At 39.8% G+C, this 25,766-nt stretch carries 23 protein-coding genes and 1 riboswitch; of the genes, 18 read left to right on the plus strand and 5 right to left on the minus strand.

Annotated features, from left to right (window positions below; genetic code table 11):
- The first annotated feature begins 34 nt into the window (after window positions 1–34).
- Entirely contained in the window at window positions 35–727 is a 693-nt protein-coding gene (locus PL_RS24520) for a lipid-binding SYLF domain-containing protein (RefSeq protein ID WP_235324453.1), read from the plus strand.
- A 35-nt stretch (window positions 728–762) separates the two neighbouring features.
- Here PL_RS24520 and PL_RS24525 read toward each other — a convergent pair whose 3' ends face one another.
- Window positions 763–1,650, minus strand: a complete 888-nt coding sequence (locus tag PL_RS24525; protein WP_041879402.1) for an AraC family transcriptional regulator — start codon at window positions 1,648–1,650, stop codon at window positions 763–765.
- A 146-nt stretch (window positions 1,651–1,796) separates the two neighbouring features.
- On the opposite strand from PL_RS24525, the gene PL_RS24530 reads away from it, so the two are divergent.
- The 7 genes from PL_RS24530 (at window position 1,797) to PL_RS24560 (ending at window position 9,140) form a co-directional block, all read left to right on the plus strand.
- Window positions 1,797–2,129, plus strand: coding sequence for an L-rhamnose mutarotase (locus tag PL_RS24530; RefSeq protein ID WP_041879400.1), 333 nt, complete (start codon window positions 1,797–1,799; stop codon window positions 2,127–2,129).
- A gap of 1 nt (window position 2,130) precedes the next feature.
- The gene (locus tag PL_RS24535) at window positions 2,131–3,795 is read left to right on the plus strand and encodes a UxaA family hydrolase (protein ID WP_041879398.1); all 1,665 of its coding nucleotides are present in this window, start codon (window positions 2,131–2,133) and stop codon (window positions 3,793–3,795) included.
- A gap of 8 nt (window positions 3,796–3,803) precedes the next feature.
- Window positions 3,804–4,568, plus strand: a complete 765-nt coding sequence (locus PL_RS24540) for an SDR family NAD(P)-dependent oxidoreductase (RefSeq protein ID WP_041879396.1) — start codon at window positions 3,804–3,806, stop codon at window positions 4,566–4,568.
- A gap of 8 nt (window positions 4,569–4,576) precedes the next feature.
- Entirely contained in the window at window positions 4,577–5,434 is an 858-nt protein-coding gene (locus PL_RS24545; protein WP_041879394.1) for a fumarylacetoacetate hydrolase family protein, read from the plus strand.
- 18 nt (window positions 5,435–5,452) lie between these two features.
- Entirely contained in the window at window positions 5,453–6,232 is a 780-nt protein-coding gene (locus PL_RS24550) for an SDR family oxidoreductase (protein ID WP_041879392.1), read from the plus strand.
- 62 nt (window positions 6,233–6,294) lie between these two features.
- Complete coding sequence (locus tag PL_RS24555) at window positions 6,295–6,663, plus strand: hypothetical protein (RefSeq protein ID WP_041879389.1); 369 nt, start codon at window positions 6,295–6,297, stop codon at window positions 6,661–6,663.
- A 170-nt stretch (window positions 6,664–6,833) separates the two neighbouring features.
- Window positions 6,834–9,140: a TonB-dependent receptor domain-containing protein gene (locus PL_RS24560; protein ID WP_160292074.1), complete on the plus strand. Its 2,307-nt coding sequence runs from the start codon at window positions 6,834–6,836 to the stop codon at window positions 9,138–9,140.
- Window positions 9,141–9,213: 73 nt separating this feature from the next.
- Here PL_RS24560 and PL_RS24565 read toward each other — a convergent pair whose 3' ends face one another.
- The gene (locus tag PL_RS24565) at window positions 9,214–9,900 is read right to left on the minus strand and encodes a DUF4397 domain-containing protein (RefSeq protein WP_041879383.1); all 687 of its coding nucleotides are present in this window, start codon (window positions 9,898–9,900) and stop codon (window positions 9,214–9,216) included.
- Between the two features lie 380 nt (window positions 9,901–10,280).
- Here PL_RS24565 and PL_RS24570 point away from each other — a divergent pair, with 380 nt between their 5' ends.
- Window positions 10,281–10,865 carry a DUF4136 domain-containing protein gene (locus tag PL_RS24570; RefSeq protein ID WP_041879381.1) on the plus strand — a complete coding sequence of 195 codons (585 nt, stop codon included), beginning with the start codon at window positions 10,281–10,283 and terminating at the stop codon, window positions 10,863–10,865.
- Window positions 10,866–10,883: 18 nt separating this feature from the next.
- On the opposite strand, the gene PL_RS24575 is transcribed toward PL_RS24570, so the two are convergent.
- A complete protein-coding gene (locus tag PL_RS24575) occupies window positions 10,884–11,258 on the minus strand; it encodes a VOC family protein (RefSeq protein WP_041879377.1) in 375 nt (124 codons plus the stop codon).
- A gap of 385 nt (window positions 11,259–11,643) precedes the next feature.
- Here PL_RS24575 and PL_RS24580 point away from each other — a divergent pair, with 385 nt between their 5' ends.
- Window positions 11,644–12,837: an inositol-3-phosphate synthase gene (locus PL_RS24580; protein WP_041879375.1), complete on the plus strand. Its 1,194-nt coding sequence runs from the start codon at window positions 11,644–11,646 to the stop codon at window positions 12,835–12,837.
- Window positions 12,838–12,954: 117 nt separating this feature from the next.
- Here PL_RS24580 and PL_RS24585 read toward each other — a convergent pair whose 3' ends face one another.
- Together PL_RS24585 and PL_RS24590 are read right to left on the minus strand one after the other, a co-directional pair.
- Complete coding sequence (locus PL_RS24585; protein ID WP_041879372.1) at window positions 12,955–14,187, minus strand: peroxiredoxin family protein; 1,233 nt, start codon at window positions 14,185–14,187, stop codon at window positions 12,955–12,957.
- 252 nt (window positions 14,188–14,439) lie between these two features.
- On the minus strand, window positions 14,440–15,930 hold the full coding sequence (locus PL_RS24590) for a glycoside hydrolase (protein WP_082035846.1): 1,491 nt from the start codon (window positions 15,928–15,930) through the stop codon (window positions 14,440–14,442).
- Window positions 15,931–16,090: 160 nt separating this feature from the next.
- On the opposite strand from PL_RS24590, the gene PL_RS24595 reads away from it, so the two are divergent.
- From PL_RS24595 to PL_RS24630, 8 genes are all read left to right on the plus strand, one after another.
- Entirely contained in the window at window positions 16,091–17,569 is a 1,479-nt protein-coding gene (locus PL_RS24595) for a cobyric acid synthase (protein WP_200890701.1), read from the plus strand.
- 4 nt (window positions 17,570–17,573) lie between these two features.
- Window positions 17,574–18,587, plus strand: a complete 1,014-nt coding sequence (locus PL_RS24600) for a pyridoxal phosphate-dependent aminotransferase (protein ID WP_041879369.1) — start codon at window positions 17,574–17,576, stop codon at window positions 18,585–18,587.
- Window positions 18,572–19,507, plus strand: a complete 936-nt coding sequence (gene cbiB, locus PL_RS24605; protein WP_041879367.1) for an adenosylcobinamide-phosphate synthase CbiB — start codon at window positions 18,572–18,574, stop codon at window positions 19,505–19,507. The genes PL_RS24600 and cbiB overlap by 16 nt, the downstream gene beginning before the upstream one ends.
- A gap of 49 nt (window positions 19,508–19,556) precedes the next feature.
- Window positions 19,557–20,093: an AAA family ATPase gene (locus PL_RS24610; protein WP_041879364.1), complete on the plus strand. Its 537-nt coding sequence runs from the start codon at window positions 19,557–19,559 to the stop codon at window positions 20,091–20,093.
- Window positions 20,090–20,283: riboswitch (cobalamin riboswitch) on the plus strand. Its footprint overlaps the gene before it by 4 nt.
- A gap of 27 nt (window positions 20,284–20,310) precedes the next feature.
- Window positions 20,311–21,480: an ABC transporter substrate-binding protein gene (locus tag PL_RS24615; protein WP_160292073.1), complete on the plus strand. Its 1,170-nt coding sequence runs from the start codon at window positions 20,311–20,313 to the stop codon at window positions 21,478–21,480.
- Between the two features lie 12 nt (window positions 21,481–21,492).
- Window positions 21,493–22,521: an iron ABC transporter permease gene (locus PL_RS24620; RefSeq protein WP_041879359.1), complete on the plus strand. Its 1,029-nt coding sequence runs from the start codon at window positions 21,493–21,495 to the stop codon at window positions 22,519–22,521.
- A complete protein-coding gene (locus PL_RS24625) occupies window positions 22,521–23,528 on the plus strand; it encodes an ABC transporter ATP-binding protein (RefSeq protein ID WP_041879356.1) in 1,008 nt (335 codons plus the stop codon). The genes PL_RS24620 and PL_RS24625 overlap by 1 nt, the downstream gene beginning before the upstream one ends.
- Window positions 23,529–23,564: 36 nt before the next feature.
- The gene (locus tag PL_RS24630) at window positions 23,565–25,754 is read left to right on the plus strand and encodes a TonB-dependent receptor (RefSeq protein WP_041879354.1); all 2,190 of its coding nucleotides are present in this window, start codon (window positions 23,565–23,567) and stop codon (window positions 25,752–25,754) included.
- Window positions 25,755–25,766 lie beyond the last annotated feature (12 nt).

The raw sequence follows: 25,766 nt of genomic DNA on the forward strand, positions 1-25,766 counted from the left end.
TTTACATTAATCAAACTCAAACAAAATCCAGTCAATGATGAAAACGATGAAATTACCGAAGTTTAGAATTGCACTTCTTTTATGTGCGGGCTTATTTTTAAACATCTCGGTTAATGCACAGGAAAAAGAAGAAAAGAAAGTCGAAGCAGCGACAACTGTCCTTACGGATTTTAGTAAGATGAAGGAATCTATACCGTCAGATTTACTGGCTGTTACAGAGGGTATTATAGTTGTTCCTAAATTAATCAATGCCGGTTTTGTGATCGGTGCAAAAAGAGGTAAAGGAGTGGCTATGGTTAAAAGAGCTGATGGCACCTGGAGTAATCCTGTCTTTGTAACGATTACCGGAGGTAGCATTGGAGCACAGATAGGTGTGCAGGCTGTGGACCTTGTTCTGGTCTTTAAACATAGCAGCAGTCTGACTGATATTAAAAAAAGCAGTTTTACATTAGGAGGGGATTTATCTGTCGCTGCAGGCCCTGTAGGCAGAAATACTACAGCAAATACAGATTATAAACTTGAAGCTGAGGTCTATTCTTATTCCCGTAGCAAGGGACTTTTTGCAGGAATTTCTCTAAATGGTGCTTCACTGGCAATAGATGCACAGGCGAACACTAATTTTTATGGAAAGGCAGCTACTGCACATAAGATATTTAACGCCCCTGACAATTCTGCAGCTACTATAAAAGAATTGAAATCCACTTTGACAGATATGCAGGCAAAATAAGCTGTATCAGGTTTATTAGTCCGGTTCTGCGATACTTAATGACTGGTTTCTTTCCGGTCATTAAGAAATTCACGCTGATAATTTAGCGGACTTTTACCGGTAATAGATTTGAAATATTTGTGGAAACTGGCAAAGTTATAAAAGCCACTTTCATAACAGATCTGCTTTACATTAATCTTATTTTCGATCAGCAACTTACAGGCATGACCTATTCTGATTTCATTAATGAACTGAGAATAGGTCTTTCTTGTTCTTGATTTAAAATATCTGCAAAAATAGTTAACACTGACATGGGCAATATCTGCCACTTCCTGTGTTTGTATCTTGCGTTTGAAATTGGCAAGGGAAAATTCATAGATTGAGTGAATCCTGTCGTTCTCTGACTCCTCAAAATTGTGTTTGAAGCCGATAGAAGAAAGTAGTCTGGTCTTGGTGCAATTACCAATATTTGTCAGTGCTTCCATCAGCAGGATAATTTTTCTGGAACCTTCAGCCTGTAACAGCTGTTCCAGAATTTCTCCGATATTGTTTTTGATTTGTCCTCCTATCTGAATTCCGCGTCTTGCTTTTTCAAGTGTGGTTTTGATCAGTTTGTTTTCCGGCAAATTAAGGAAAACGTCCCCCCAGAAATTCTCATTGAAGTGTATGACGCGTACATCAGCACTGGTATTAAGCTGTTCATCAAAATATACATCATCAAATCTCCAGTAGTGCGGGAGATTTGCGCCTATCAGTATGACATCCCCGGAACGGAAACGCTTAATACTATCTCCTATAAATTGTGTACCATTACCCTTTTTGAAATGTATCAGTTCTACTTCTGTATGATAGTGCCAGCGGTTGTTAATGTAGGGTACGTTATCCTGTCTGGCATTGAAGGAGTTAATTGGGTTTGGAGAAGCTTTTAAAAGTTGAGGTTTCATTTTTTTGTTACAAATGATAGCTGATGAAAGGTAAATATGCCAAAATCATTTAATCTTTCGTTCAAATGGTAAAATAAATAAAATCAAAAATACTTTCCTTTGAATATACAAAGATAAGGCACGATCTAAAAACAGAAAACAGATAAATGAGGACTTATTGTTTAACGCTCGATTTGATTAACGACCCCGAACTGATTCGGGAATACGAAAAATATCATCAGAAAATATGGCCGGAAGTTTATGCCAGTATTAAAGATTCAGGTATAGAGAAGATGCAGATTTATCGCTTTGCCAACCGGCTGATGATGACGATGAGCGTAAATGATGCTTTTAGTTTTGAGTATAAAGCTGCAAAAGATGCAGCTAATGAGAGGGTTCAGGAATGGGAAAAGCTAATGTGGAAATATCAGCAGGCTTTACCAGGAGCTAAACCCGGAGAGAAATGGATGTTAATGAATCTGATTTTTGAACTTGAATAATATGGCATTAACAGAAACAACCTGCTTTATACAAATCCATCCGCTGGATAATGTATTGGTAGCCCTGGTAGATTTACCCGCAGGGTTTAAAGTGAGGTTTAATGCACTGAATTTTGATATAATCGCACCGATAGCCGCCAAGCACAAATTTACCATGCATGATCTGTCTGAAGGGAACAGTATTTTCATGTATGGAGTGCTGGTGGGTAAAGCAAGTGAAGCTATTCCTGCCGGGCATGCAATAACCGTGGATAACGTAAAACATGCAGCCGATGGTTATCAGCTGGGAGAAAGAAAAACTGAATGGCAAAAGCCAGATGTGGAAGCTTTCAGAGATAAAACCTTTATGGGGTTTCACCGGGCAGACGGCTCTGTAGGAACCGCCAACTACTGGATTGTAATTCCTCTGGTATTTTGTGAAAACAGGAATGTAGAAGTTCTTAAAGAAGCACTTACCGGGAAGCTTGGTTTTAAAAAGGCTAAAAGCTATGAAAATGAAGTAGATGGTCTGATTGCTTTATATCAGACAGGTAAAAGTATAGAAGATATACTGCAGGCAGATTTGCAGCATTCAGCTTCTGTAGCTCCTGCAGATAAATTATTTCCAAATATAGACGGCATTAAGTTTTTAAACCATGATATGGGCTGCGGAGGGACGCGGATGGACTCAGATAGTCTTTGCGGTTTACTGGCAGGATATATTACCCATCCCAATGTGGCGGGAGCAACTGTTTTAAGTTTAGGCTGTCAGCATGCACAAATAAGTATCCTGGAAGCAGAAATTAAAAAAAGAGATCCTGAATTCAGTAAACCCCTGGTCGTTTTAGAACAGCAAAAACTGGGAACCGAGAGCAGACTATTGCAGGAGGCCCTGAAGCAAACCTTTACCGGTCTGATTGTGGCTAATCAGGAAGAAAGAGCACCAGCGCCCTTATCTAAACTTTGTATTGGTCTGGAATGCGGCGGTTCTGATGGGTTTTCAGGAATTTCAGCTAATCCGGCATTGGGTCATCTCTCAGATTTGCTGGTCACTTTAGGCGGTAGCGTTATTCTGGCTGAATTTCCAGAATTATGTGGTGTTGAGCAGGAATTAAGTGATCGCTGTGTAGATATAGAAACTGCTAACCGTTTTATGGGGCTGATGAGTACCTATAATGCACTTGCAGAAGCAACAGGCTCAGGTTTTTATGCAAACCCTTCACCAGGAAATATCAAAGACGGTTTGATTACCGATGCTATAAAATCAGCAGGTGCAGCAAAAAAAGGAGGTAACTCTCCTGTCACAGCAGTGCTGGATTATCCGGATAAGGTGACAAAACCAGGTCTGAATTTATTATGTACACCCGGCAGTGATGTAGAAAGTACTACTGCCGAAGTAGGGTCGGGAGCCAACATTGTGCTCTTTACCACCGGGCTGGGTACACCAACAGGAAATCCGGTTGCACCAGTAATCAAGATCTCTACTAATACAACCTTATTCAATAAAATGCCAGATATTATCGATATTAACTGCGGTACTATCATTGAAGGAACAGAAAGTATAGAAGAAGCCGGCGAAAGGATTTTGAATTATGTTATTGATGTGGCAAGCGGTCACGTTAAGCCAAAATCAGTAGAATTAGGACAGGATGATTTTATTCCATGGAAAAGAGGAGTTTCATTATAATTTAAGATATGTTTAGTTTAGAAGGAAAAATAGCCATAATTACCGGTGGAGGAAGTGGTATAGGAAAAGCTATTTCTATATTATTTGCCAAACAAGGTGCAGATGTACATATTATCGAACTTAATGCCGGGGCGGCTGAGCAAACAGTGACTGAGATTAAGAAGAACAATGGCAAAGCTCACATTCATAGTTGTGATGTAAGTAATCAGAACCAGGTTCTGGATGTGTTTTCTCAGATCGGAGCGGTGGATATTTTAGTAAATAATGCCGGAATTGCCCATATAGGTAAAGCAGATACAACCAGTGAAGCAGATTTCGACAATGTATTTGCTGTGAATGTTAAAGGAGCTTATAACACTTTGTTTGCAGCTATTCCTTTTTTGAAGCAAAGTAAGAGTCCGGCGATTTTAAATATGGCATCCATAGCGGCTGTAGTAGGTATAGCAGACAGGTTTGCCTATTCCATGAGCAAGGGCGCAATTTATGCCATGACTATGTCAGTTGCCCGTGATTATCTCGAAGATGGTATTCGTTGCAACAGTATATCTCCTGCAAGAGTTCATACACCTTTTGTAGATGGGTTTATTTCAAAAAACTATGCAGGACAGGAGGATGAGATTTTTACTAAACTCTCTAAAAGTCAGCCAATCGGAAGAATGGGGAAACCAGAAGAAGTAGCAGCACTGGCCTTATATCTTTGCGCAGAAGAATCAGGATTTATAACAGGAAATGATTATCCGATTGATGGAGGATTTATAAAACTTAACAACTAAAGATATTTATGAAATTAATAAGATGGGGCGGTGCCGGCCGGGAAAAGACAGGTGTAATTATCAATGATATAAAGTACGATACTTCTGCTTTTGGCAGAGATTATAATGAGGATTTTTTTGAAAAAAACGGGCTGGCAAGATTGGCTGAATTTGTAAAGGCAAATGCAGGTAAACTAGTACGTATTCCCGATTCAGAACGTTTAGGTTCACCCATTGCACGTCCATCTAAAATTATATGCATAGGTTTAAATTATGCTGATCATGCTAAAGAAACCAATGCACCAACACCAGTTGAACCGATCATTTTTATGAAATCGACAACAGCACTGGCCGGGCCGAATGATGACATCATCACTCCGAAAAATTCTGTAAAGACAGACTGGGAAGTGGAACTGGCAGTAGTGATTGGTAAAAAAGCATCCTATGTAGAAGAAGCAGATGCGCTGGATTATGTCGCAGGTTATACTTTACATAATGACGTTTCAGAACGTGAATTTCAGATAGAAAGAAACGGAACCTGGGACAAAGGTAAAGGCTGCGATACTTTTGCACCTTTAGGTCCATTTTTGGCAACCCCTGATGAATTAGGTGATATTAACAAATTACGTCTTTGGCTTAAGGTAAATGGCAAAACTATGCAGGACGGTAATACTTCAAACTTTATTTTCAGCATTCCATTTGTAATCTCATACGTAAGTCAGTTTATGACATTACTTCCCGGAGATGTGATTTCTACAGGAACCCCTGCCGGAGTCGGACTTGGTTTTAATCCGCCAGTATATCTGAAAGCCGGTGATGTCGTAGAATTGGGGATTGATGGCCTGGGGATTTCCAGACAGGAAGTCAAAGCTTATGTTAAAAATTAATATTAACAGAAAAAGATAATGGATCTGCAATTAAAAGATAAAATAATCATTGTTACCGGTGGAGCAAAAGGAATTGGCGAAGGGATTGTTCGTCAGCTGGCAAATGAAGGTGCTATTCCAGTTGTTGTAGGCAGAAAAGAAGCAGATAATCTGAAGCTGGTCAATGAAATTATTGCCGAAGGCAAGCAGGCCTTTCAGGTCGTTGCAGAGCTGACAGATCCAAAAAGTACAGAAGAAACCATTCATACAGTTATCAGGATTTTTGGTAAAATTGATGGCCTGGTGAACAATGCAGGAGTAAATGATGGGGTAGGACTGGAGAGCGGCAATTACCAGTCATTTGTAGATAGTTTGCATAAAAATGTAATTCACTATTACCTGATGGCTCATCATGCACTTCCTTATCTGAAAAAAAGTAAAGGAGCTATTGTGAATATTGGTTCAAAGGTAGCTGATACAGGACAGGGCGGGACATCAGCCTATGCGGCGTCAAACGGAGCCAGAAATGCACTGACAAGAGAATGGGCAGTGGAATTGCTGCCTCATAGTATCCGTGTAAATGCGGTCATTGTAGCGGAATGTTATACCCCTTTGTATCAGACCTGGATCAGTTCGCTGCCGGAACCGGAGAAGAAGCTGAAAGATATTACTGCAAAAATTCCTTTCGAACAAAGAATGACTACTACTGCAGAAATTGCCGATACAGCTGTATTCCTGCTGTCTCCCAGATCAGGTCATACTACCGGGCAGCTGGTTTATGTTGATGGCGGTTATGTTCATCTGGACCGGTCTATATAAATATTCAAATCAGAGCCTGTAAAATTATAACAGGCTCTGTGAAGATTTTCTATATTTGCAAAATGTTCAGAAGCATTCTTGCGCATATTCTCATTTTCACTACATTGACTGCTAATTTCAGTCAGGTCTTTGTGAGGGCTGGGTTTGAGCTGAACGAGAACTATATCGTTTCCAAACTCTGTATTAACCGTGACAAACCGCAGATGCATTGCAATGGTAAATGTTACCTGATGCGTAAGCTCAAACAGGCGGAGCAAAAGGAAAAAAACAGAGCAAATGAAAATCAAAGAAGTCTGTACCAGGCAGGTATCGTAGTTGAAAAACTAACTTTTAATCCTTATATGATCCATATTGAGCGGGAATATAAGCCTGAGCTGCCTTTTCGTTTGCCAGCCTATGCTGCGGAAATATTTCAGCCACCCCGCGTATAATCCCATTTTTAGCCCTGTTTATTTTGAACAGGTATTCGTTTTACCGGAAATCTAATCTCCGGTTTAAAGTCTGAATCATTTTTTCTTTAGCTCCGCAGATTAATCCGGACAAAAGCTAAAGAAGGATGGCTCAGGCAATATTTATATGGATTATAATTTCGCATTTTACAATGAAGCTTTTCAGATTTCTTCTGCTATTCAGCGGTTTTGCATTTTTTCTGCAGACCGTTCAGGCACAAAATCAACCTGTGACAGGTAATATTTATGACTCTCAAACCAAACAGGCACTTGCCGGTGTGAGTATCAAAACATCCGATAATAAATTACTTACCGTATCAGATAAAAACGGATACTTTAAGATTGAAAATACAACATCAGATCAGCATTATAAATTTGTTCTGCTGGGTTTTAAAACGCAGGATGTAGATTACAGTAAAAAAGAAGGAGTGCTGAATATTCAGCTCGACGCAGACGAGTCCAGTTTGAATGAAGTACGTGTGACTGGTTTTGCCGGTAACCGGACCAAGAAGGAAACTGCAGGCTCTGTCGGAATGATTACCAGTAAAGATATCAATCGTGGCAGCGCCCTGTCCTTTCAATCAGCACTCAACTCTATACCAGGTGTCAGAATGGATCAGAGTACACTTTCTGAAGCCAGGATTTCGATTCGTGGAAACGGAGTCAGATCATCGTATGGATTAAGAAATATCAAAGTCTATCTGAATGATATTCCCGTTACTGAAGCCGACGGAACTACCAGAATTGAGGCTTTGGATGTCAACAGCATTGGCAGGGCCGAAGTGATCAAAGGTCCCGCCTCCAGTATATATGGTGCCGGTACAGGTGGTGTTATCAATTTCCAGTTACAACGTTCTCCTTATCAGGAACAAAGCCTGGAAGCCTCCGGTTTAGCAGGTAGCTATGGTTTACACCGTCTGGCCGCAACTTATCGCAATGGCGGAGATAAAATTAACAGTTATGTTTCCTATGGATGGCAGGAGTATGACGGATACAGGGAACACAGCAATGATATGCGCAGATTTCTTTCAGGAAACTTTCAGCTGTTTCCAAGTAACAGACGTATTATTACTTTATTACTCAACCGTACTACGCAGTATTCACAGATTCCAGGATCACTGACTGCAGATCAGGTTGTTGCTAACCCTTTGCAGGCTAATGCCAGTAATCTGGATAAACAGGCTGGCCGTTATCAGACCTGGACAAGAGTAGGACTTGGACAGCAATACCAGATCAATGACCAGTTGTCTAACAGCACCAGTGTATTTACTTACTCCTATGATTTAAATCACCCTTTACCATATGCCTATCTTAGAAATTATTATCAGAGTTATGGTGGCCGGACCAGTTTTACTTATAATCCAGGTTTTTCTGAATTACCAACTAAATTTATTGTTGGTGCTGAATTCAATGAAGGGCTTACTAAAGGAACGCAGTATGTAAACAACAAAGGTACAGAAGGTGCAATCACAGGTAATATAGATTACAGAAATACACTTTATTCTTTGTTTTATCAATCAGAAACCCAGCTTGGAGCACGTACACTGTTAACCCTTGGGCTGAGTTATAACAGTCTGAAATATGATGTGTCAAATTATCTTGTTCCGGCACAGAGTGGGATAAAGGATTTCAAACCACAAGCAACTCCCCGTATTGCAATCAGTCATAATTTTGCTGAAGAACTGAGTCTGCATGCCAGTGTAAGTACAGGTTTCTCGCCGCCTTCAAGCTCAGAAGTCAAAAATGTAGACGGGTCAATTAATCCTGTGCTACAGGCAGAAAAGGCAATTAATTATGAAATTAATGCTAAAGGTAACCTGTTGAATTCCCGTTTGAGTTATGATCTTTCCCTGTTTAAAATGGATATGAAAGGAGAGTTAATCGGGCAGTCCGTTCAGCAGGGGATTACCATTTACAATAATGCAGGGAAAACAACACATAACGGGGCGGAGCTGGCTCTGTCATGGCAAGCCTTAAAATCAGAAGATAATCTTGGAATAGCAGTCCTGAGACCATTTGTTGCCCTGACTTATTCAGCTTTCAAATTCAGGGATTATCAGATTCTGAATGCAAAGAATGAAGTAACAGCTTCTTATAACGGTAATGCACTGACCGGTATTTCACCCTGGGTAATCAGTGCTGGTCTTGATTTGGAAACCCGTTTTGGTTTATATGGATATTTAAATTATTACTACAATGATAAAATGCCATTAAATGATAAAAACTCTGATTATAATGCATCATATCAGGTAGTTAATGCTAAGGTTGGGTATAAGGGCAGACTGGGAAAGGCCTTTGAAGTTAATATTTATGCAGGAATAGATAACCTGTTCAATGAATCATATAGTTCAATCTTATCTTTAAATGCAGTTGGATATGGTGGTGCCCAGCCAGCTTACTTTAACCCTTCGCCTAAAAGAAACGGATATGCCGGATTGGGTGTGAAGTATTTCTTCTAGAGGGGGGATTTCTGTTTATGCAAAAAGCCGGTTCTGTAAAGAAGCCGGCTTTTTGTATAAATAGCGGAATAAATTATTCCTGCGTAATCTGACGTACAGAGATTGAATTAGCAGTAGAACCGGTGATATAAACGGTGTAAGTTTTATCAGCGGCAAATGCTGTTAAGTCAAAACTGCCCAGACTTGTAGTCTGACCGGCAGCATAAATTCTAAGAGAAAGAATACCAGGTGCTATAGTTGTAAAATTAGTAGCAACATCGCGACCAAGATTTGCAGCTACATTTTCACCAGTTGAACGTCTGATGTCAATATTTGCAGGAGCTCCGTCACTTAAATGAATAAATCTCACTTTTGCCTGTCCGCTTGCAGGCGCACTGCGGTCGTCTTCAAAAAACTTCACTCTTGCGGCCTGTCCGTCACCAGCTAGAAATATCGTGTAGCTGGCACCATTTTTAATATCAGATTTTCCCGATGCATAAGCTGTTGATGATCCGTCACTTCTAAATTCAGCTACAAGATTATTGCCTGAATTTGTAGAGATATAAGCAGATGCGGTTGCAAATGATAATCCACTGGCTACAACTGTTTTATTGGCTAAATAAAAGCCCTGGTTAGGTGATGATGGCGAGGCGTTTACCACTTTAATATTCGCAGAACCTGAGCTGTCAACATCATTTTTTTTGCAGGACGATACCAATACGGCAAGAGATAAAATGGCCGTGCCCTTAAGCAGGTTTTTTAAGAATAATTTCGTTTTCATGGTAATAATTGTTTTTTATTTAATAGTTGGTGAATTGATTGTATAACATTTTTGTTACTATCAGGAGGTTACAAGAATTAATCCGTTAGGTGGTTTTGTCGAAAATATGTGCTCGTGTTTAATTGTATCTTTCTGAAAATAAGAATGTTATTTCTATTCTGTGAAGAATGACACACCATGATGTTAATTGATAAGTCATCAGCATAAGTGTACTTAATACTATACAGCATGCGGACTCCGGGGAGGAGAAGAATGAATGAAAGCAGAAGATTAAAATGTATTTAAACAAAAGATCAGATTAAACTTTTCAGCTGATAAATTGTCTATTGTTTAATACGTAAAGTATTGATAATGTGTATTTAATTGTAAATATAACTCAAATGAAAAAGCTAGTTTTAGTATTGTTTGCTGTAGCAGCTGTATTTTCAGGATGCTCTTCATACAATTATTATTCAGTGACCCGTAAGCCACTGGATCCCGCAAAATATAAAACCTTCGCCTGGATACCTGAGGGTAAATCAAAGTCAACCTCCATATATAATAATGATATAGCTACAGATAAAATTGTAGAGTCTGCCAGCCAGGAAATGGGAAAGAGGAATTTCGTTCTTCAAAATGAAAATCCCGATTTATTGTTACGGTACACCGCGATAGTAAATAAAGAAATTAAAGAGTATAGCGACCCGGTGTATTATAATCCTCCGCCAAGAATATTACCACGCGTATCCTACTATCGTGGAAGAGGGGTCTATTATTATTCTTATTACAATCCGCTTCCCATTTATGTAGGAGAAAGGGAAAGAAGTATAAGAGTAAAGGCTAACAGTATCATGATTGATATAATCGATCGTAAAACCTCTAAAGTGATCTGGAGAGGGTGGGCCGAAGGAGAAGTTGATAATCCTGAGAAAGCGATTAATGAAATTCCCGAAGTAATAAGTAATATTTTTAAGAAGCTGTCTTAATCAAAGGATGATGTGGAATTATGCTGTAGAGGTTATCCACCAGGTATTTCCAAAAGGATCTTCTATACCTCCGCATCGTCCATAATCCATATCTGATAATTCAGTCACTACAGATGCGCCATGAAATATAGCTCTCTGGAATGTTTCATCAGCATCACCTACATAGATGAATAAATTACCAACGGCTTTTCCATATTTATCAGCTGCTTCAGATAACAGCAGTACGCTATGTCCTATTTTGATTTCTGCAGACAGAACAGTTCTGTTATCAGCAGCTATATTCAGTAAAGTAATTTCCGCATTAAAAACCGTTTTGACAAATTCAATAAATTCTATTGCATTTTCAAGCATCAGATAGGAGAGTATCGTTTGTTGATCCTTGTAATTATTCATAGATGTGGAATTTTGCGTTATATCTGCTTTTAATAATCAGCGTGACGTTCTTAACAAATAATATGAGCAGAAGTTTTTATAACCATTTTTAATTGCAGAATCTTAATCAAGTGTTAATATACGCCTAAAAAAGATCAATTTAATGATATAGCAAATAAATGTGTAAAGCAGAGGAATTAATGAATACCGGTTTTTATTAAAAACTGACTATGTTATTAAAGTTGTCAGAATGTAAAATTTAATCATCTTATCATAATTATCTCTATATTGCCCAAAACTATACTGGAAATAATAATCGGATTTCTATTTTTGCGGAGATTTAGATGGATGAATTCTGCCTTTAAGCTCTCCGTCTGATAAATATAGAATAACCCAAGTTCAAACAATGCATAACCAAGGAAAGAAAATCAGAGTTGCAATTTTAGGCGTAGGTAATTGCGCCAGCTCGCTAGTACAAGGCGTGGAATTTTACACTAAACATGCAGACAAGACATCAGGATTGATGGCTAATGATATTGGTGGATATAAAGCGGCTGACATTGAATTCGTTTGCGGATTTGATATAGACGAAAGAAAAATCGGCCAGCCATTAAAGGCTGCTATTTTTGCTAAACCAAACTGTACAATCGTACTTAATGCTGACATAGAATCAGAAGCTCCAATATACAGATCACCGGTTATTGATGGTGTATCTCCGCAAATGGCTGCTTATCCTGAGGCTAACAGGTTCGTGATCAAGGAAGAATTGAAAAATACTGATATTCTTATTGATGGTGTTACCTATGACAAGGCTCAGGTAGCTGGCTTACGAGCTGAAATTATTGCGCAATTGCGTAAACACGAAGTTGAAGTTTTAATCAATTACCTGCCTGTGGGTTCACAGCTGGCTACAGAATTCTATGCAGAAATCTGTATTGAGTTAGGTATCTCTTTAGTTAACTGTATTCCGGTATTTATTGCTTCAGATCCTGTATGGGAGCAAAAATTCATTGAGGCAGGTATTCCAATTATCGGAGATGATATGCGCAGTCAGTTTGGTGCAAGTATTGTTTCGCAGATGCTTCAGGAACTGGCTTTCGAAAGAGGACACCATGTAAAAGCCCATATCCAGAGAAATGTTGGTGGAAATACAGATTTCCTGAACATGGAAGATAAAAACCGTTTGAAATCCAAAAAGATCTCTAAAGAGAATGTGATTCGTGCACAGAATGATATCAGAGGTATTTCGACTGAAGATAGCTTCCTGCATGCTGGTCCTTCAGAGTATATCTCATTTTACGGAGATAATAAAGTAGCTAATTTCCGTTTGGAATTAGAAGGCTTTATGGGTGCTCCGGTAATCTTTGACGCACAGCTTTCAGTTCAGGATTCACCTAACTCTGCCGGTGTGGTTATTGACGCGATCAGATATGTATATGTGGCCAGAGAATTAGGTCTGGTAGGAGCGCTTAGAGGACCTTCGGCTTCAACTCAGAAAACACCACCGGAACAAATGATGTTCAGTGATGCCATCTATGAATGTCATGCTTTAGCGAAACGCGAACTGACAGCATCCACCAAAAAGCAATTAAAAAAATAACTGAAGGTTCAGCAAGCTTCAAAGTATATTAAAAGGAGCATATGAAAATATGATCCGCATAAAAAAACCGCTCAGATCAAAAGGTCTGAGCGGTTTTTATTTATATAACGGGCTATTTTACTGCGCCAGTAACTCATCAATCTTTTTCTCAAAAGCTGCTTTATACCTGGTATAATAATCGCCGGTTCCCGGGCCGTAAAAATCCGTTGTAATTTCTGTTACTTTCCCGCTCTTATTCAAAATCAGGGTAGTTGGAAATACTTTAATCGCTGTTAACTGCGGTAGTGTTTTCTCTGTATGTAAAGAATCAGATACTGTAGTAGGCGTAATCAGTAATGAATATTTCACATCAAATTTTTTCTGAAACTTACGTATACTCGCAGTTGAACGTTTAACGTCAGTAGTGTACTCGTAGGCAAGTCCAATAATTTCTACACCTCTTTGTTTGTTCTTTTTGTAATACTCGCTTAGAAAGGCTGTTTCGTCCATGCAATTAGGACACCAAGATCCCATTAACTGGATGATCACTACTTTATCTTTAAAACGTTTGTCTTTAATGGAAACCTGTTTCCCGTCAAGATCAGGAAAACTGAAATTTAAACTTCCATCTTCACCATCTTTAAGTTTAGTAACCTGTTCAGTTGATAAAGCTGCTTTGTCATCTTTTAATGCGGTCCATTTTTCTTTTGAAACCGGTCCGCTGTATAGATTACCATCAGTAATATTTCCTTTATTAATCTTTCCGGTAAAGACCATGGCATGAATACCATCAAAAGTTGATAGCTGAAGTGAATCTCCGGTTACTATTCCTGACAGATAACGGTAATCACCAGAAGGCGTAAGTATTGAACCTGTTACCTGATTTCCTTTTTGTGAGAACTGACCAATGGCCTCCCTTTCTGATCCTGTACCTTTTACAAAATCAATTTTCCATTTCCCATCTGCACTTTCAGTTGCATTGCCATTGACAGCAGGAAAACGAAAAGCCTGTTTTGTTGTTGCAGTGAAAGGCATTACAATATCTTTGGAAGTGGTTTTTCTGATCCATGTTCCGGAAAGGCTGTCTTTTGATATAATTTTTAATCTGAATGCAGACTCAAAAACCGGCATATTGATAAATACGGAATCTTTAACGATGGTCACATCATCAGCAAGCATTTTTTCAGGATCATTCACAATATAGAATACTGTTTTTCCTTTTTGCTGCTGGATATCCAGGTTAAAAATAATCTTGTTTCCGTCATTTCTTTGCAGTGCAGCACGCCAGGCTCCCTGCTGAAGAGAAGTCTGTGCCTTTGCACCAACAGATAAAAGGGCTAACAAACCTATAGTCAGGGTCTTTTTATACATATGTTTTATCGATTTTGAGCTTTGTTTATCAGGCAAATATAAGTATATAGTTAAATTCTACTAATTTTATAGAGTAAGACTATCGTCAAATTAAGCAAAGTCATTCTGTATCTATTTGATCAGGTTGCATTCAAATCAGCTATGGTGTCAGGTAAAATAGTGATTTTAATTGCCGGATTTTAAAGAAGAGAGTAATTGTGAAAATATTTCGGGTTTATGACTAAAAATAAACCCGAAATATGCAGCTGAATTTTATCCTTTATTACCTGTAAAGGTGATCACACCCGTAGCAGGAACCATAATTTCAAAGATTCCATTTGACTTTACAGCTATAGGAGCACTGTTTTGCCATCTTGTGTTGCTTTCAGTAGTCTGATAAGCATTTAGCAATCCGGCAGTGAAGCCATCTAAGCGGAGTTTGCATATCACTGCTTTCTGACCCGGGTTAATTACAACCAGGCTGAACTTACCACTTACCGGATCTTTGTAGGCCGATATTTTCAATGTAGAGTTATTTTGCAGTTTAGAATCAAAACGAACATAACCCGGATGTATAGCTTTAGAAAACTGTCCCATTACATCATAAGTTTTAGGGAATTCCAGACTGCCATCACTATTAGTGCCTATGAGGGATTCGTTGTTTTTAACAGCCAGCATACCCAGCCAGTATACAAATGCACTGACATTACATTCTGCCAGGAATTTATGCATGCTTGTTGCCAGTTTTAACCCACCAGTGATTGTACCATCATAAGTACCGCCATCATCAGAGGTCTCAGTTAACCAGACTGGTTTGTTCCCCGTACTGAATGTCCAGGGTTTTGGATTCTGGTTCAAACCCCTTTTGCCAAAAATAAGATCGCCGATTTCTACATAGCCATGTCCGGCCAGGATATCGACATTGGATTTATCCATTCCAGACAAAAAAGAATTAGCTGTTCCCCAGGCTGCATTTTCAGAAGAGATAATTTTGGTAGAAGTTAAGCCTGCATCATTTAAAGCAGGACGAAGATTGTTGGTTAAAAATTCACCCAGATGTTTTGAATCCCAGTAAGAAGCATCCCAGTCAGAAAAAATATTCTCCGGCTCATTGGTTGGTGAAATTGCATAAAAGTTAATTCCTTCATTCTGATAAGCTTTTGTAAATCCTGAAATATAACGGGCAAAATCTGTAGAGCAGCACTTGAAATTAAGGCCATTGAAATTTTTGGCACTTTCGCTGTCCGGATTTGTTTTCATATACAGCGGAGGTGTCCAGGCACTGGCAAACATGATAGGTAACTGATAACGTTCTTTTGCTTTTTTCAGGATCCAGAGCTGGCCAATCTGTTCCTTCTGGTCTTCAGTTAGTTTTTTGTATTCCGCACCATTTACATCCATATCAATATCCGAACCTGCCGGTTTGATGGTTACCACACCACTTTGTTTATCAAAAGGATAACTGCGGATAATTTTTCCACGGATGATAGTCAGCTGTAAGCCTGTTTCTCCCCACAGGTAATTCATAATGCTATCTCTTTTAGGAGATTCAAAAAAAGGAGTAATGCGTCCGCCAAAAGCACCAAAACCTTCAATCTTCTGGTAGGTCTTGTTCCAGGATAGTGTAATGTTTGCCGTGTCTTTAGTGACTTCTACAGCATCGTTTTTCGCATTGCTGAGCTTTTGCTGAAGCTGTACATTTTCTTTTTTACAGGATAAAGCCAGTAATACCGGCACAAATAAAATCAGATGGGATAATTTCATGGTTAAAATATTGTTTTTCAAGTATGAGGTATTGTTATTAATTGAATATTAAGATAATGGAAAGGAATTGGATTTTAGTTGTCGTGCAAAAACTATTTGAAGGTCAGCAGCAGTTAAATTGCATTGTTAAGCTCTGATAAATTGTGTAAGCTTGCATTTCATGGAAATTCAAAGGAAACTCAAACCCATAATGTTTGTTGGAACCTCATCTGATGTAGGTAAAAGTGTGATTACGGCCGGATTTTGCCGGATCTTTAAGCAGGATGGCTATTCGCCCGCGCCATTTAAAGCGCAGAATATGTCGCTGAATAGTTATGCTACTCCACAGGGGCTGGAAATAGGCAGAGCACAGGCTGTGCAGGCCGAAGCAGCTGGTATTCCCTGTCATACAGACATGAACCCGGTGTTACTTAAACCTACCAATGATCAGACTGCACAGGTTATTCTGAATGGAAAACCTATAGGTAATCAAAGTGCGAAGGAATATTTTTTATCTGCAGACCGGGATGAATTGTTTGAAGAGGTTAAACGGGCATGGCAAAGATTAGCCTCACGCTACTCACCAATTGTCATGGAAGGAGCAGGGAGTATCTCAGAATTGAATCTCAAAAAACGTGATATTACCAATATGCGGATGGCGATAGCTGCCGGTGCGGCAACTTATCTCATTACAGATATTGACAGGGGAGGAATTTTTGCCAGCCTCTATGGAACGATGACTTTACTGGAACCTGAAGAAAAAGCCTGTATTAAAGGAATTATAATTAATAAATTCCGTGGTGATGCTGATCTTTTTCAGGATGGAAAAAAAATGATAGAAGAGTTGTGCGGAGTCCCGGTTATCGGAATTATTCCTTATTTCAAAGATATTTTTATTGAAGAAGAAGATGCGGTCTCCCTGAAACTGAAACGTAACCAGCCGGCAAGTGGAAAAGTCAATATTGCTGTTGTGCTTTTAAGCAGGATGTCTAATTTTACAGATTTTGACCGTTTAGATAAAGACAGCAGAATCAATCTGTATTATACACATACAATAACGGGCATTTCTCAGGCTGATATTATTATCCTGCCAGGCAGTAAAAATACGATTGAAGATCTGATGGAACTCAGAGCTAACGGGCTTGCTGATGCCATTATTCTTGCCCGTTCAGCCGGTAAGACTGTGATCGGTATTTGCGGGGGATATCAGATGATGGGTAAGATTATCAGAGATCCGCAGCAGATTGAGTCTGCAGCCGGAGAAATCGCCGGACTGGATATTTTACCGGTAGAAACCATATTACTGTCAGAAAAAACAACCAGACAATGCCATTTTACTTACCGGCATTTTCCCGGAGAATGTATGGGTTATGAAATTCATATGGGCGAAACACTGGTCCATGGAGAAGGCAGACCTGTAGCGTATCTCGAAGAAAAACAGACTGACGGTTATTTTTTGTCAGAAAAATGCTGGGGTTCCTATCTGCATGGGATTCTGGATAATCAGGTAGTCATCAATGATTTGGTCGCTCCATATACAGATTTGCAGGTAGAATCTGTCGATTATCTTGAGTTCCGGAGCCAGCAATATGATAAATTAGCTTTATTATTGAGAGAAAACCTGGATATTGACCAGGTATATCAGCATATCAAAGATTAATCAAATGTTTCAGGGACACGGGGACGACGGATATTTACACCGGCAGACATTAGCCGCAGATTTTAGCACTAATGTCTGGTATGGCGGGGCACCAAAAGGATTAAAGGAACATCTTTTTGCACAATGGGATAATGTACAGCATTATCCCGAGGTACTTGCAGAAAGTCTTACCGCAAAAATAGCCGGTTCATATGGCTTTAAAGCCGAAAATATATTGGTAACCAATGGGAGTACAGAGAGTATTTATCTGGTTGCCCAGGCTTATCAGCATCAGAAGACAACCATTACAATTCCGGCTTTTGCAGAATATGAAGATGCCTGTAAACTATTTGGTCATGAAATCAGATTGCTGGATTGGTCAGCACTGGAGACTGGGCTTATGCCTGATAACGGGCTGCTGTTTATTTGTAACCCGAATAATCCAACAGGGGCGGTAATCGAAGATCTGGAGAAATTGATACGGAAATATCCTGATCTGCTTTTTGTTGTTGATGAAGCATTTATTGAATTTACACTAGTGGTCAGTTCAGTGATTAATCTCATTGAAAAATACAGTAACCTGATTGTTTTACGCTCGATGACCAAAGCTTATGCGATTCCCGGTTTGAGATTGGGGTATATAGCTGCAAATATTTCTTTGATTGACCGGTTAAGATCTTTTAAATTGCCATGGGCAGTAAATACGATGGCAATCGCAGCCGGACACTTTATTTTTGACCATTACCAGGACCTGCAAATTCCTGTTCATCAGTTATTGGCTGATAAAACTGAATTGATAAAGGAACTACCAGCTGATCTGCTGACTGTTTATCCCGGGCATACCCATTTTTTTCTTGCAAAGACAAATTTTCAAACCGGAGCAGCATTAAAACAGTTTTTACTGAAAGAATTTAATATATTGATCCGTGATGCAGGAAATTTTAGAGGACTTAGTGCCGGGCATATTCGTATGGCTACTTTAAGTAAGGATAAAAATCAATTACTGATCAATGCTTTAGCTGAATGGAAACATATATAATTATCATTATTCCTTTGCTTGCAGGTTATCTGCTTGATCTGATCTTCGGTGATCCGGAAGGTTTGCCTCATCCGGTCAGATTTTTTGGGAGCCTGATTTCCTTTGCTGAAAAGCAGCTGAACAAAGGAAGGTTCAGATTTGTCAAAGGTATGTTGATGGCAATCGTATTTTGCGCAGGTACATTTTTGTTTTTCTACGGGGCTATACATTTCATGTTAAGTCACAGCGTGCCGGTCTATTTTCTGTTTGCTACGGCATTTGTGTATTATGCGCTGGCCAATAAGGGGCTGATTACAGAAGGAAAGCAAGTATTTGATGCATTAAAATATAAAGGTCTTGAGGCAGGCAGAGTACGTCTGTCCAGGATAGTAGGCCGGGATACTTCCAATCTCGATGCCCAGCAGATTCGCGTGGCTGTATTCGAAACCATGTCAGAGAATCTGAGTGATGGTGTAATTGCACCTTTGTTCTTTTATTTTGTAGCTGGCATACCCGGGATGCTTACCTATAAGATGATTAATACTATGGATTCCATGATAGGATACCGTAATGACAGGTATGAGTATTTCGGCAAATTTGCGGCCCGCCTGGATGATGTGGCCAATTTTATTCCGGCCCGTATCACTACCATTCTGATGCTGATGGTTACCTTTAGTATGCGTGGATGGCAGTATGTACTGAAATATGGTCATCAGCACAAAAGCCCCAATGCAGGGTATCCTGAAGCCGCGCTGGCCGGAATTCTGGATGTCCAGTTTGGCGGCCCTAATGTTTATCATGGTATTCTGGTAGATAAACCGCTGATAGGCAGTAACAGCAGAGAAATCAAACATGAAGAATTCAGGATGGTCAGCAGTATCAACCAGGGCGTATGTCTGATCATGGTTTTATCAATGGTTATTTATTTCTTTCAGGTATAAGATCAGTATCATTCTTCTTCCATGAAAATTCTCATTAAACTTGTGCCCAATGGCTGATATATCCCGGAAATACATCATTAGCGGAGGTCCCGGAGCAGGAAAATCAACATTGACTGACGGGTTAAGACAGCAAGGGTATTTTTGCGCCGAAGAGGTATCCAGAAAGATGATTATCCAGGAAAAAGCAAAAGGATCTTTTTGTCTGCCCTGGATGGATGTTTCCTGTTTCTCTGTCAAAGTACTGGATGAAATGATCATTTCCTGGAACAGTGCACCAGCAAATGAAATCACTTTTTTTGATAGAGGTATTCCTGATATCATTGCCTATCTGAGTGTTGCCGGAATAGCAGTTCCGGAAAAATACTATACCAGCTTAATAAATTATCCTTATCATAAACAGGTTTTTATCCTTCCGCCCTGGCAGGATATATACGTTCAGGACAGCGAACGCTGGCAGACTTTTGAAGAGTCAGTTGTGATTTATGAAGCCATCATAGATACCTATACCGACTGTGGATTTGAGCTGATTGAGGTGCCTAAAAACACCAGTCAGAGCCGCGTTGCATTTATCCTTGATTTTATCTAGGTTTGCAGGCGTAAGGCTGCATTTTATTTTTACAAAATCTAAAATGCTTTAAGGGAATACCGGTGTAAATCCGGAACAGTCTCCGCTGCTGTAAACCTCGTTAAAAAAACTGTTGTAATACCACTTTCTGTAAGAAGGGAAGGTGACAGTTGGAGGAAGTCAGAAGACCTGCCTTATCAATAGTTATTAAATGCTTTCGGAAGAAAGGCTAAACTTTATGATGAAAAAAATAAATTATCCTTCATTCAGCAGAATATTCCCCTGTCTGATAGTTTCCCTGTTGCTGATTACTTCATGCAAACAGAACCATTCTGGTCAAAAACATACCTCAGCAAAAACCGGCAGTGCAGAAATTAAATATGCCAAAGGCTTTAATATCGATTATTATGATCATTATAAGCTGGTCAGTATTTATTCGGGTATGGGGGCAAAGCCAGATACGGTACAGTATGTTTTATTAGCTAAAGGCGTAAAAGCTCCCGAAGGTTATAAAAAAGCACAGCTGATTGAAATTCCCGTTAAAAGTCTGGTGGCTATGTCATCTATGCATATTGCTCTGGCAGATTTTGTGGGAGCTGCCGATGCAATCACAGGTCTTGGAAGTCTGAAATATGTGAGCTCAGAGACCGTGAGGAAAAACATTGCAGCAGGTAAAGTAAAAGAAGTAGGAATAGACGGGACAATGAATGATGAAGTCCTGATCAGTATGAAACCGGGTTTGGTTATGGTCATGGGGAGTCCCGATGCCAAATTCAGTAAATATGAAACCTTATCTGGTGCCGGTGTGCCGGTCATGCTGAATTCAGAATGGCTGGAAACTACGCCGCTTGGCCGCGCAGAATGGGTTAAACTTATGGCAGCGCTCATGGACAGGGAAAAATTTGTCAATACTAAATTTGACGCCCTGGAGAAAGAATATAAACGTCTGGCTGCAATTGGTGCAAAGGCAGTCAATAAACCGTCTCTGATCTGCGGAATGCCTTACAAAGGGACGTGGTACGTGCCAGATGGAGATAGTTATATGGTTCAGTTTCTGAAAGATGCCGGTACAACCTATAACTGGGCAAACATACATGGAAAAGGCAGTTTACCACTTAGTTTTGAAGCTGTGGCTCCGGTAGCACTAAAAGCTGATTTCTGGCTGAATGTCGGAACCGTGGACAGTAAAAATGATATTAAGGCAATCGATAGCCGATATGCAGAATTTAAGCCCTTTAAAGATAATCATATCTTCAACTTCAATAAAAAAGTAAACGATATCGGTTCCAATGATTACTGGGAATCCGGGGCGGTAAACCCTCAGCTGGTTCTGGGTGATTTAATCAGGATTTTTCATCCTGAATTACTGCCGGATCATCAGCTCGTTTATTACAAGCAATTGAATTAATTCCTTAAGAAATTGAATAAAATAAAAGTTTCAGTATTGCTGGCCATATTACTGGTGGCTTTTCTTCTTGATGTGGCTCTGGGCTCTGTAGATATTCCCCTGAAGGAAGTTATCAAAGCTTTATTTACTTCTGGTTCAGGAAATGATACCTGGATTTATATTATTGAACAGATCAGGCTGCCCAAAGCACTGACAGCTATTATTGTCGGCTGCGGTTTATCGGTAAGCGGTTTACAGATGCAGACACTGTTCAGGAACCCCCTTGCAGGACCCTCAGTTTTAGGGATTACTGCCGGAGCAAGTTTGGGGGTGGCCTTAGTTATGCTTTCGGCCGGGAGTATTACGAGTTTGTATACCATTAAAGAACTGGGGATCTCAGGCAGCTGGTTAATCATAACAGCATCTTCTTTAGGAGCAGCTTTGATTATGATCCTGATAGTTTCTATTTCTTCCTCTTTAAAAGATAATGTTATTGTACTGATTGTAGGCGTAATGATTGGGAATATCACACTTTCCTTAATTAGTATCTGGCAGTATTTCAGTTCGCCGGAGCTGATTAAAGATTATCTGCTCTGGACTTTTGGTTCGCTGGGCGGAGTGACAGGCGGACAGCTGACGATACTTGCTGTTGTGGTTGCGGCCGGACTGTTAATTTCATTCCTGTCTTCAAAATTACTTGATGCTTTATTGTTAGGCGATAATTATGCACGTAGTATGGGGCTGACGGTAAAACGTGCCCGTATACTGATTATTGGCAGTACCAGCATTTTAGCCGGAGGCATAACCGCATTTTGCGGACCTATTGGTTTTATCGGTATTGCAGTACCACATTTAGCCAGGGCTTTATTTAATACATCGAATCATCGTGTGCTGATTCCGGCATGCTGCCTGATTGGAACTGTGCTGATGCTGATCTGCGATATTGTAGCACAATTGCCAGGTAGTCAGACCGTTTTGCCTATTAACGTGATTACTGCACTGGTGGGGTCACCGGTAGTCATCTGGATTATAGCAGGGCCCACTAAACTAAGAGGATTCTAATGGCCGCGCAAACATCATTACTTTATACCTCCGGGTTAACGATAGGTTATCAGGCAGGAAAAAACAAGGTTAAAGCTGTTGCAGGACCTTTAAACCTGGAACTCCATGCCGGGCAGCTTGTTTGTTTATTAGGCCCGAATGGTTGCGGGAAATCTACTTTACTCAGAACTATATCTGGTTTGCAGCATCCGCTGAATGGCGGGATTACACTGGATGGAAAAGAGCTTAAAAAACTGAAACCTGCTCAGATAGCCCGGAAAATAAGTTTAGTGCTGACTGATAATATAAGATCCGGAAACCTGGATGTGTATTCCCTGATTTCTTTGGGACGTTACCCTTATTCAGGATGGCTGGGTATACTGACTGAAAAAGATAAAACAGCGATTGACCAGGCAATTAAAGCGACTGGTACAGAAGCTTTTCTGGGTAGAAAGATAGATAGCCTGAGCGACGGCGAATGTCAGAAAGTGATGCTGGCCAGGGCAATGGCACAGGATACGCCGCTGATTATACTGGATGAACCCACTGCACATCTTGACCTGCCCAGCCGTATTCAACTGATGCGTTTATTACATCAGCTGGCTAAAGAAACCAATAAAGCGATTTTACTTTCCACGCATGAACTTGATCTGGCACTCCAGGTAGCCGATCAGATCTGGTTAATGAGTAATGGCGGACAGCTGGCTGCTGGTTTGCCGGAAGAACTGGTTTTAAATGGCTCATTTCAGCATGCTTTTGATAAAGACGGAATTGCGTTTGATGCCGCTACCGGGACCTTTAACATTCATTATGAAGGTAAAAGAAGCATTAATGTAATTGGAGAGGGCGCCGCAGCTTTCTGGACAAAAAAGGCACTGGTTAGAAATGGCTTTAGTACAACTCAGGCTGAAGGAAATGTACTTACCGTTTTTGTGACCGGTAAGGAATCTGATTTGCTCTGGAAACTGGAGGAAAATAATAAAAGCTCAACTTATACTTCGCTGCGTGAATTTCTGAATGCACTATAATGTTTTGATAGATTGTCAATTACACACCTAAATTATATGAATAAAAATTTACCATTATTATCATTAAAAAACCTGCTTATCGGCACGGTTTTGATCAGCAGTCCTGTTTTTGCACAGGAAAAAAAAGCTGATTCTCTTAAAACCAACTCACTGGATGAAGTGGTGGTAACCTCTTTAAGGACAGAGGTTAAAAGACGTAATGTACCGCAAAGTATGACGGTCATCAATAAAGCAACCATTAACATGACTCCTGCACAGGAAGTTACTGATCTTTTAAAAAAGAATTCTTCTGTAAGTATTATTCAGTATCCTGGTTTATCGTCAGGCATAGGTATAAGAGGCTTCAGACCACAGGCAAGTGGTTTAAATCAGCGTTCATTGTTATTGGTTGACGGCCGTCCGGCTGGTACAGTAAGTATTTCGACTATAAATCCATCTGATATTGAACGTATCGAGGTACTTAAAGGTCCGGCTTCTGCTTTATATGGCTCATCAGCTATGGGTGGAGTCGTGAACATTATCACTAAAAAATCGTCTGGTGATATTCATGGAAATGTATTTGCAGAATATGGCTCCTATGAGACTACCAAATTAGGCGCTTCGGCAGGTGGGAATATCACTAAGAAACTGGATTTTGATTTGTCTTTCCTGAATTTTGACAGAGCAAAGAATATGAAACTGGGTAAAGGAAATCTGTTCAGGAAGATGCTGGGTGCGAATACTGCACTTTACAATTATACAGACGGACCGGTAGAAAAGGACGATGAACGTTCTGACGGACTGAGACGTGATTATACTAAACTGAACTATAATTCGGGGAGTCTGAGACTGGGTTATCAGCTGGATGCCAACTGGAGAATTGATGTAAGAGGAGAACGTTTTGCCGCAAAAAATGTCGAGTCACCAAGTGATATCTTTTTTGGAAACGGACAGCCCAGTACTAAAGATATTGAACGCCATAATGAAGAAGTAACCCTTTCCGGTGATCTTGCACAGCATCATTTGACCTTAAAGGGATATACTTCACAGGAGAATAATTTAAACAATTCACTGCTTGCTGTGAATGGCCTTCTGGCTCCTTATCCTTCTTATAAAAGTTCAACGAGCTGGAAAGGAATACAGGCAAAAGACGCTTATCAGTTAGGTAATCATACTCTGATTTTTGGTCTGGATTACAGTAATGCATCAACCCGCTCACAGTCCTTTAATTCTGACGGTTCTGAATCGGCTCCTTATTCTCCAAATTACAGTCTTTCTTCTGCTGCGGGTTATATTCAGGGACAATTCAATTTCCTGGATAACAGATTAGTTATTAATCCTGGTGTACGTTTGGATCTGATTACCTACAATGTAAAACAAACTCCTTTATTGCCGACCTATGCAGGTGGAAAACAAACTAACCCTTTTTTCAGCCCGAGTTTAGCTGCTCAATACGCAATCAGTAAAGCGTTTACCGTACATGCCAGTACAGGACGTGCATTTGTGACACCTGATGCTTATAATGTTGCAGGTTATTCCGAAAAAGTTAAAGATGGTAAAGCAAGCGTAATCCAGGGAAATGCTGATCTGAAAAATGAGAATAGTATCTCATGGGATGCAGGTTTAAGATTCAGTAAACCTGAATGGGGGCTAACGGCTGACATTACTTATTTTAATACTTATGTAAAGGATAGAATTACGACTAAAACCACTATTCCTGTTCCTGTGGAAACTACACCAAGTGGTTTTCCGATCAGTAGCCGTATGACTTATATCAATGCCAATAAAGCAAATATCAATGGGTTCGAAGCTGAATTTGCCTGGGATTTTGGAAGACTGGCAGATAAAGATTATTCATTGAAAGTCTTTGCCAATGCTACCAAATCATCTAAGGCCAGAGAAGTAACTATTCTGGCTGATGGTTCTGAATCCACTAAAGATATTTACAATGTTCCAAATTTTACTTCAGGTTATGGCTTTGAGTTTAACAATCTGAAAGGACTTGATTTAAGATTGGGTGGCAGATATGTGGGTAAACGTAAGGATACTGATTTTAATGATCCTAAATATCCGGAAATTGTTTATCCTGATTTTATGGTAGCTGATTTCGCAGCCAGCTATACCTACAAAAAAAGACACACAGTTACTTTTCTTGTAGATAATATAACCGATGAAAATTATTATGAAAAACGTGGTTTCAACCTGGCCGGCAGAAACTTCTCGCTGAGATATAATCTCAGCTTCTAAAAATAAAAAAGG

It is taken from the genome of Pedobacter lusitanus (assembly GCF_040026395.1).
GTDB lineage: Bacteria > Bacteroidota > Bacteroidia > Sphingobacteriales > Sphingobacteriaceae > Pedobacter > Pedobacter lusitanus.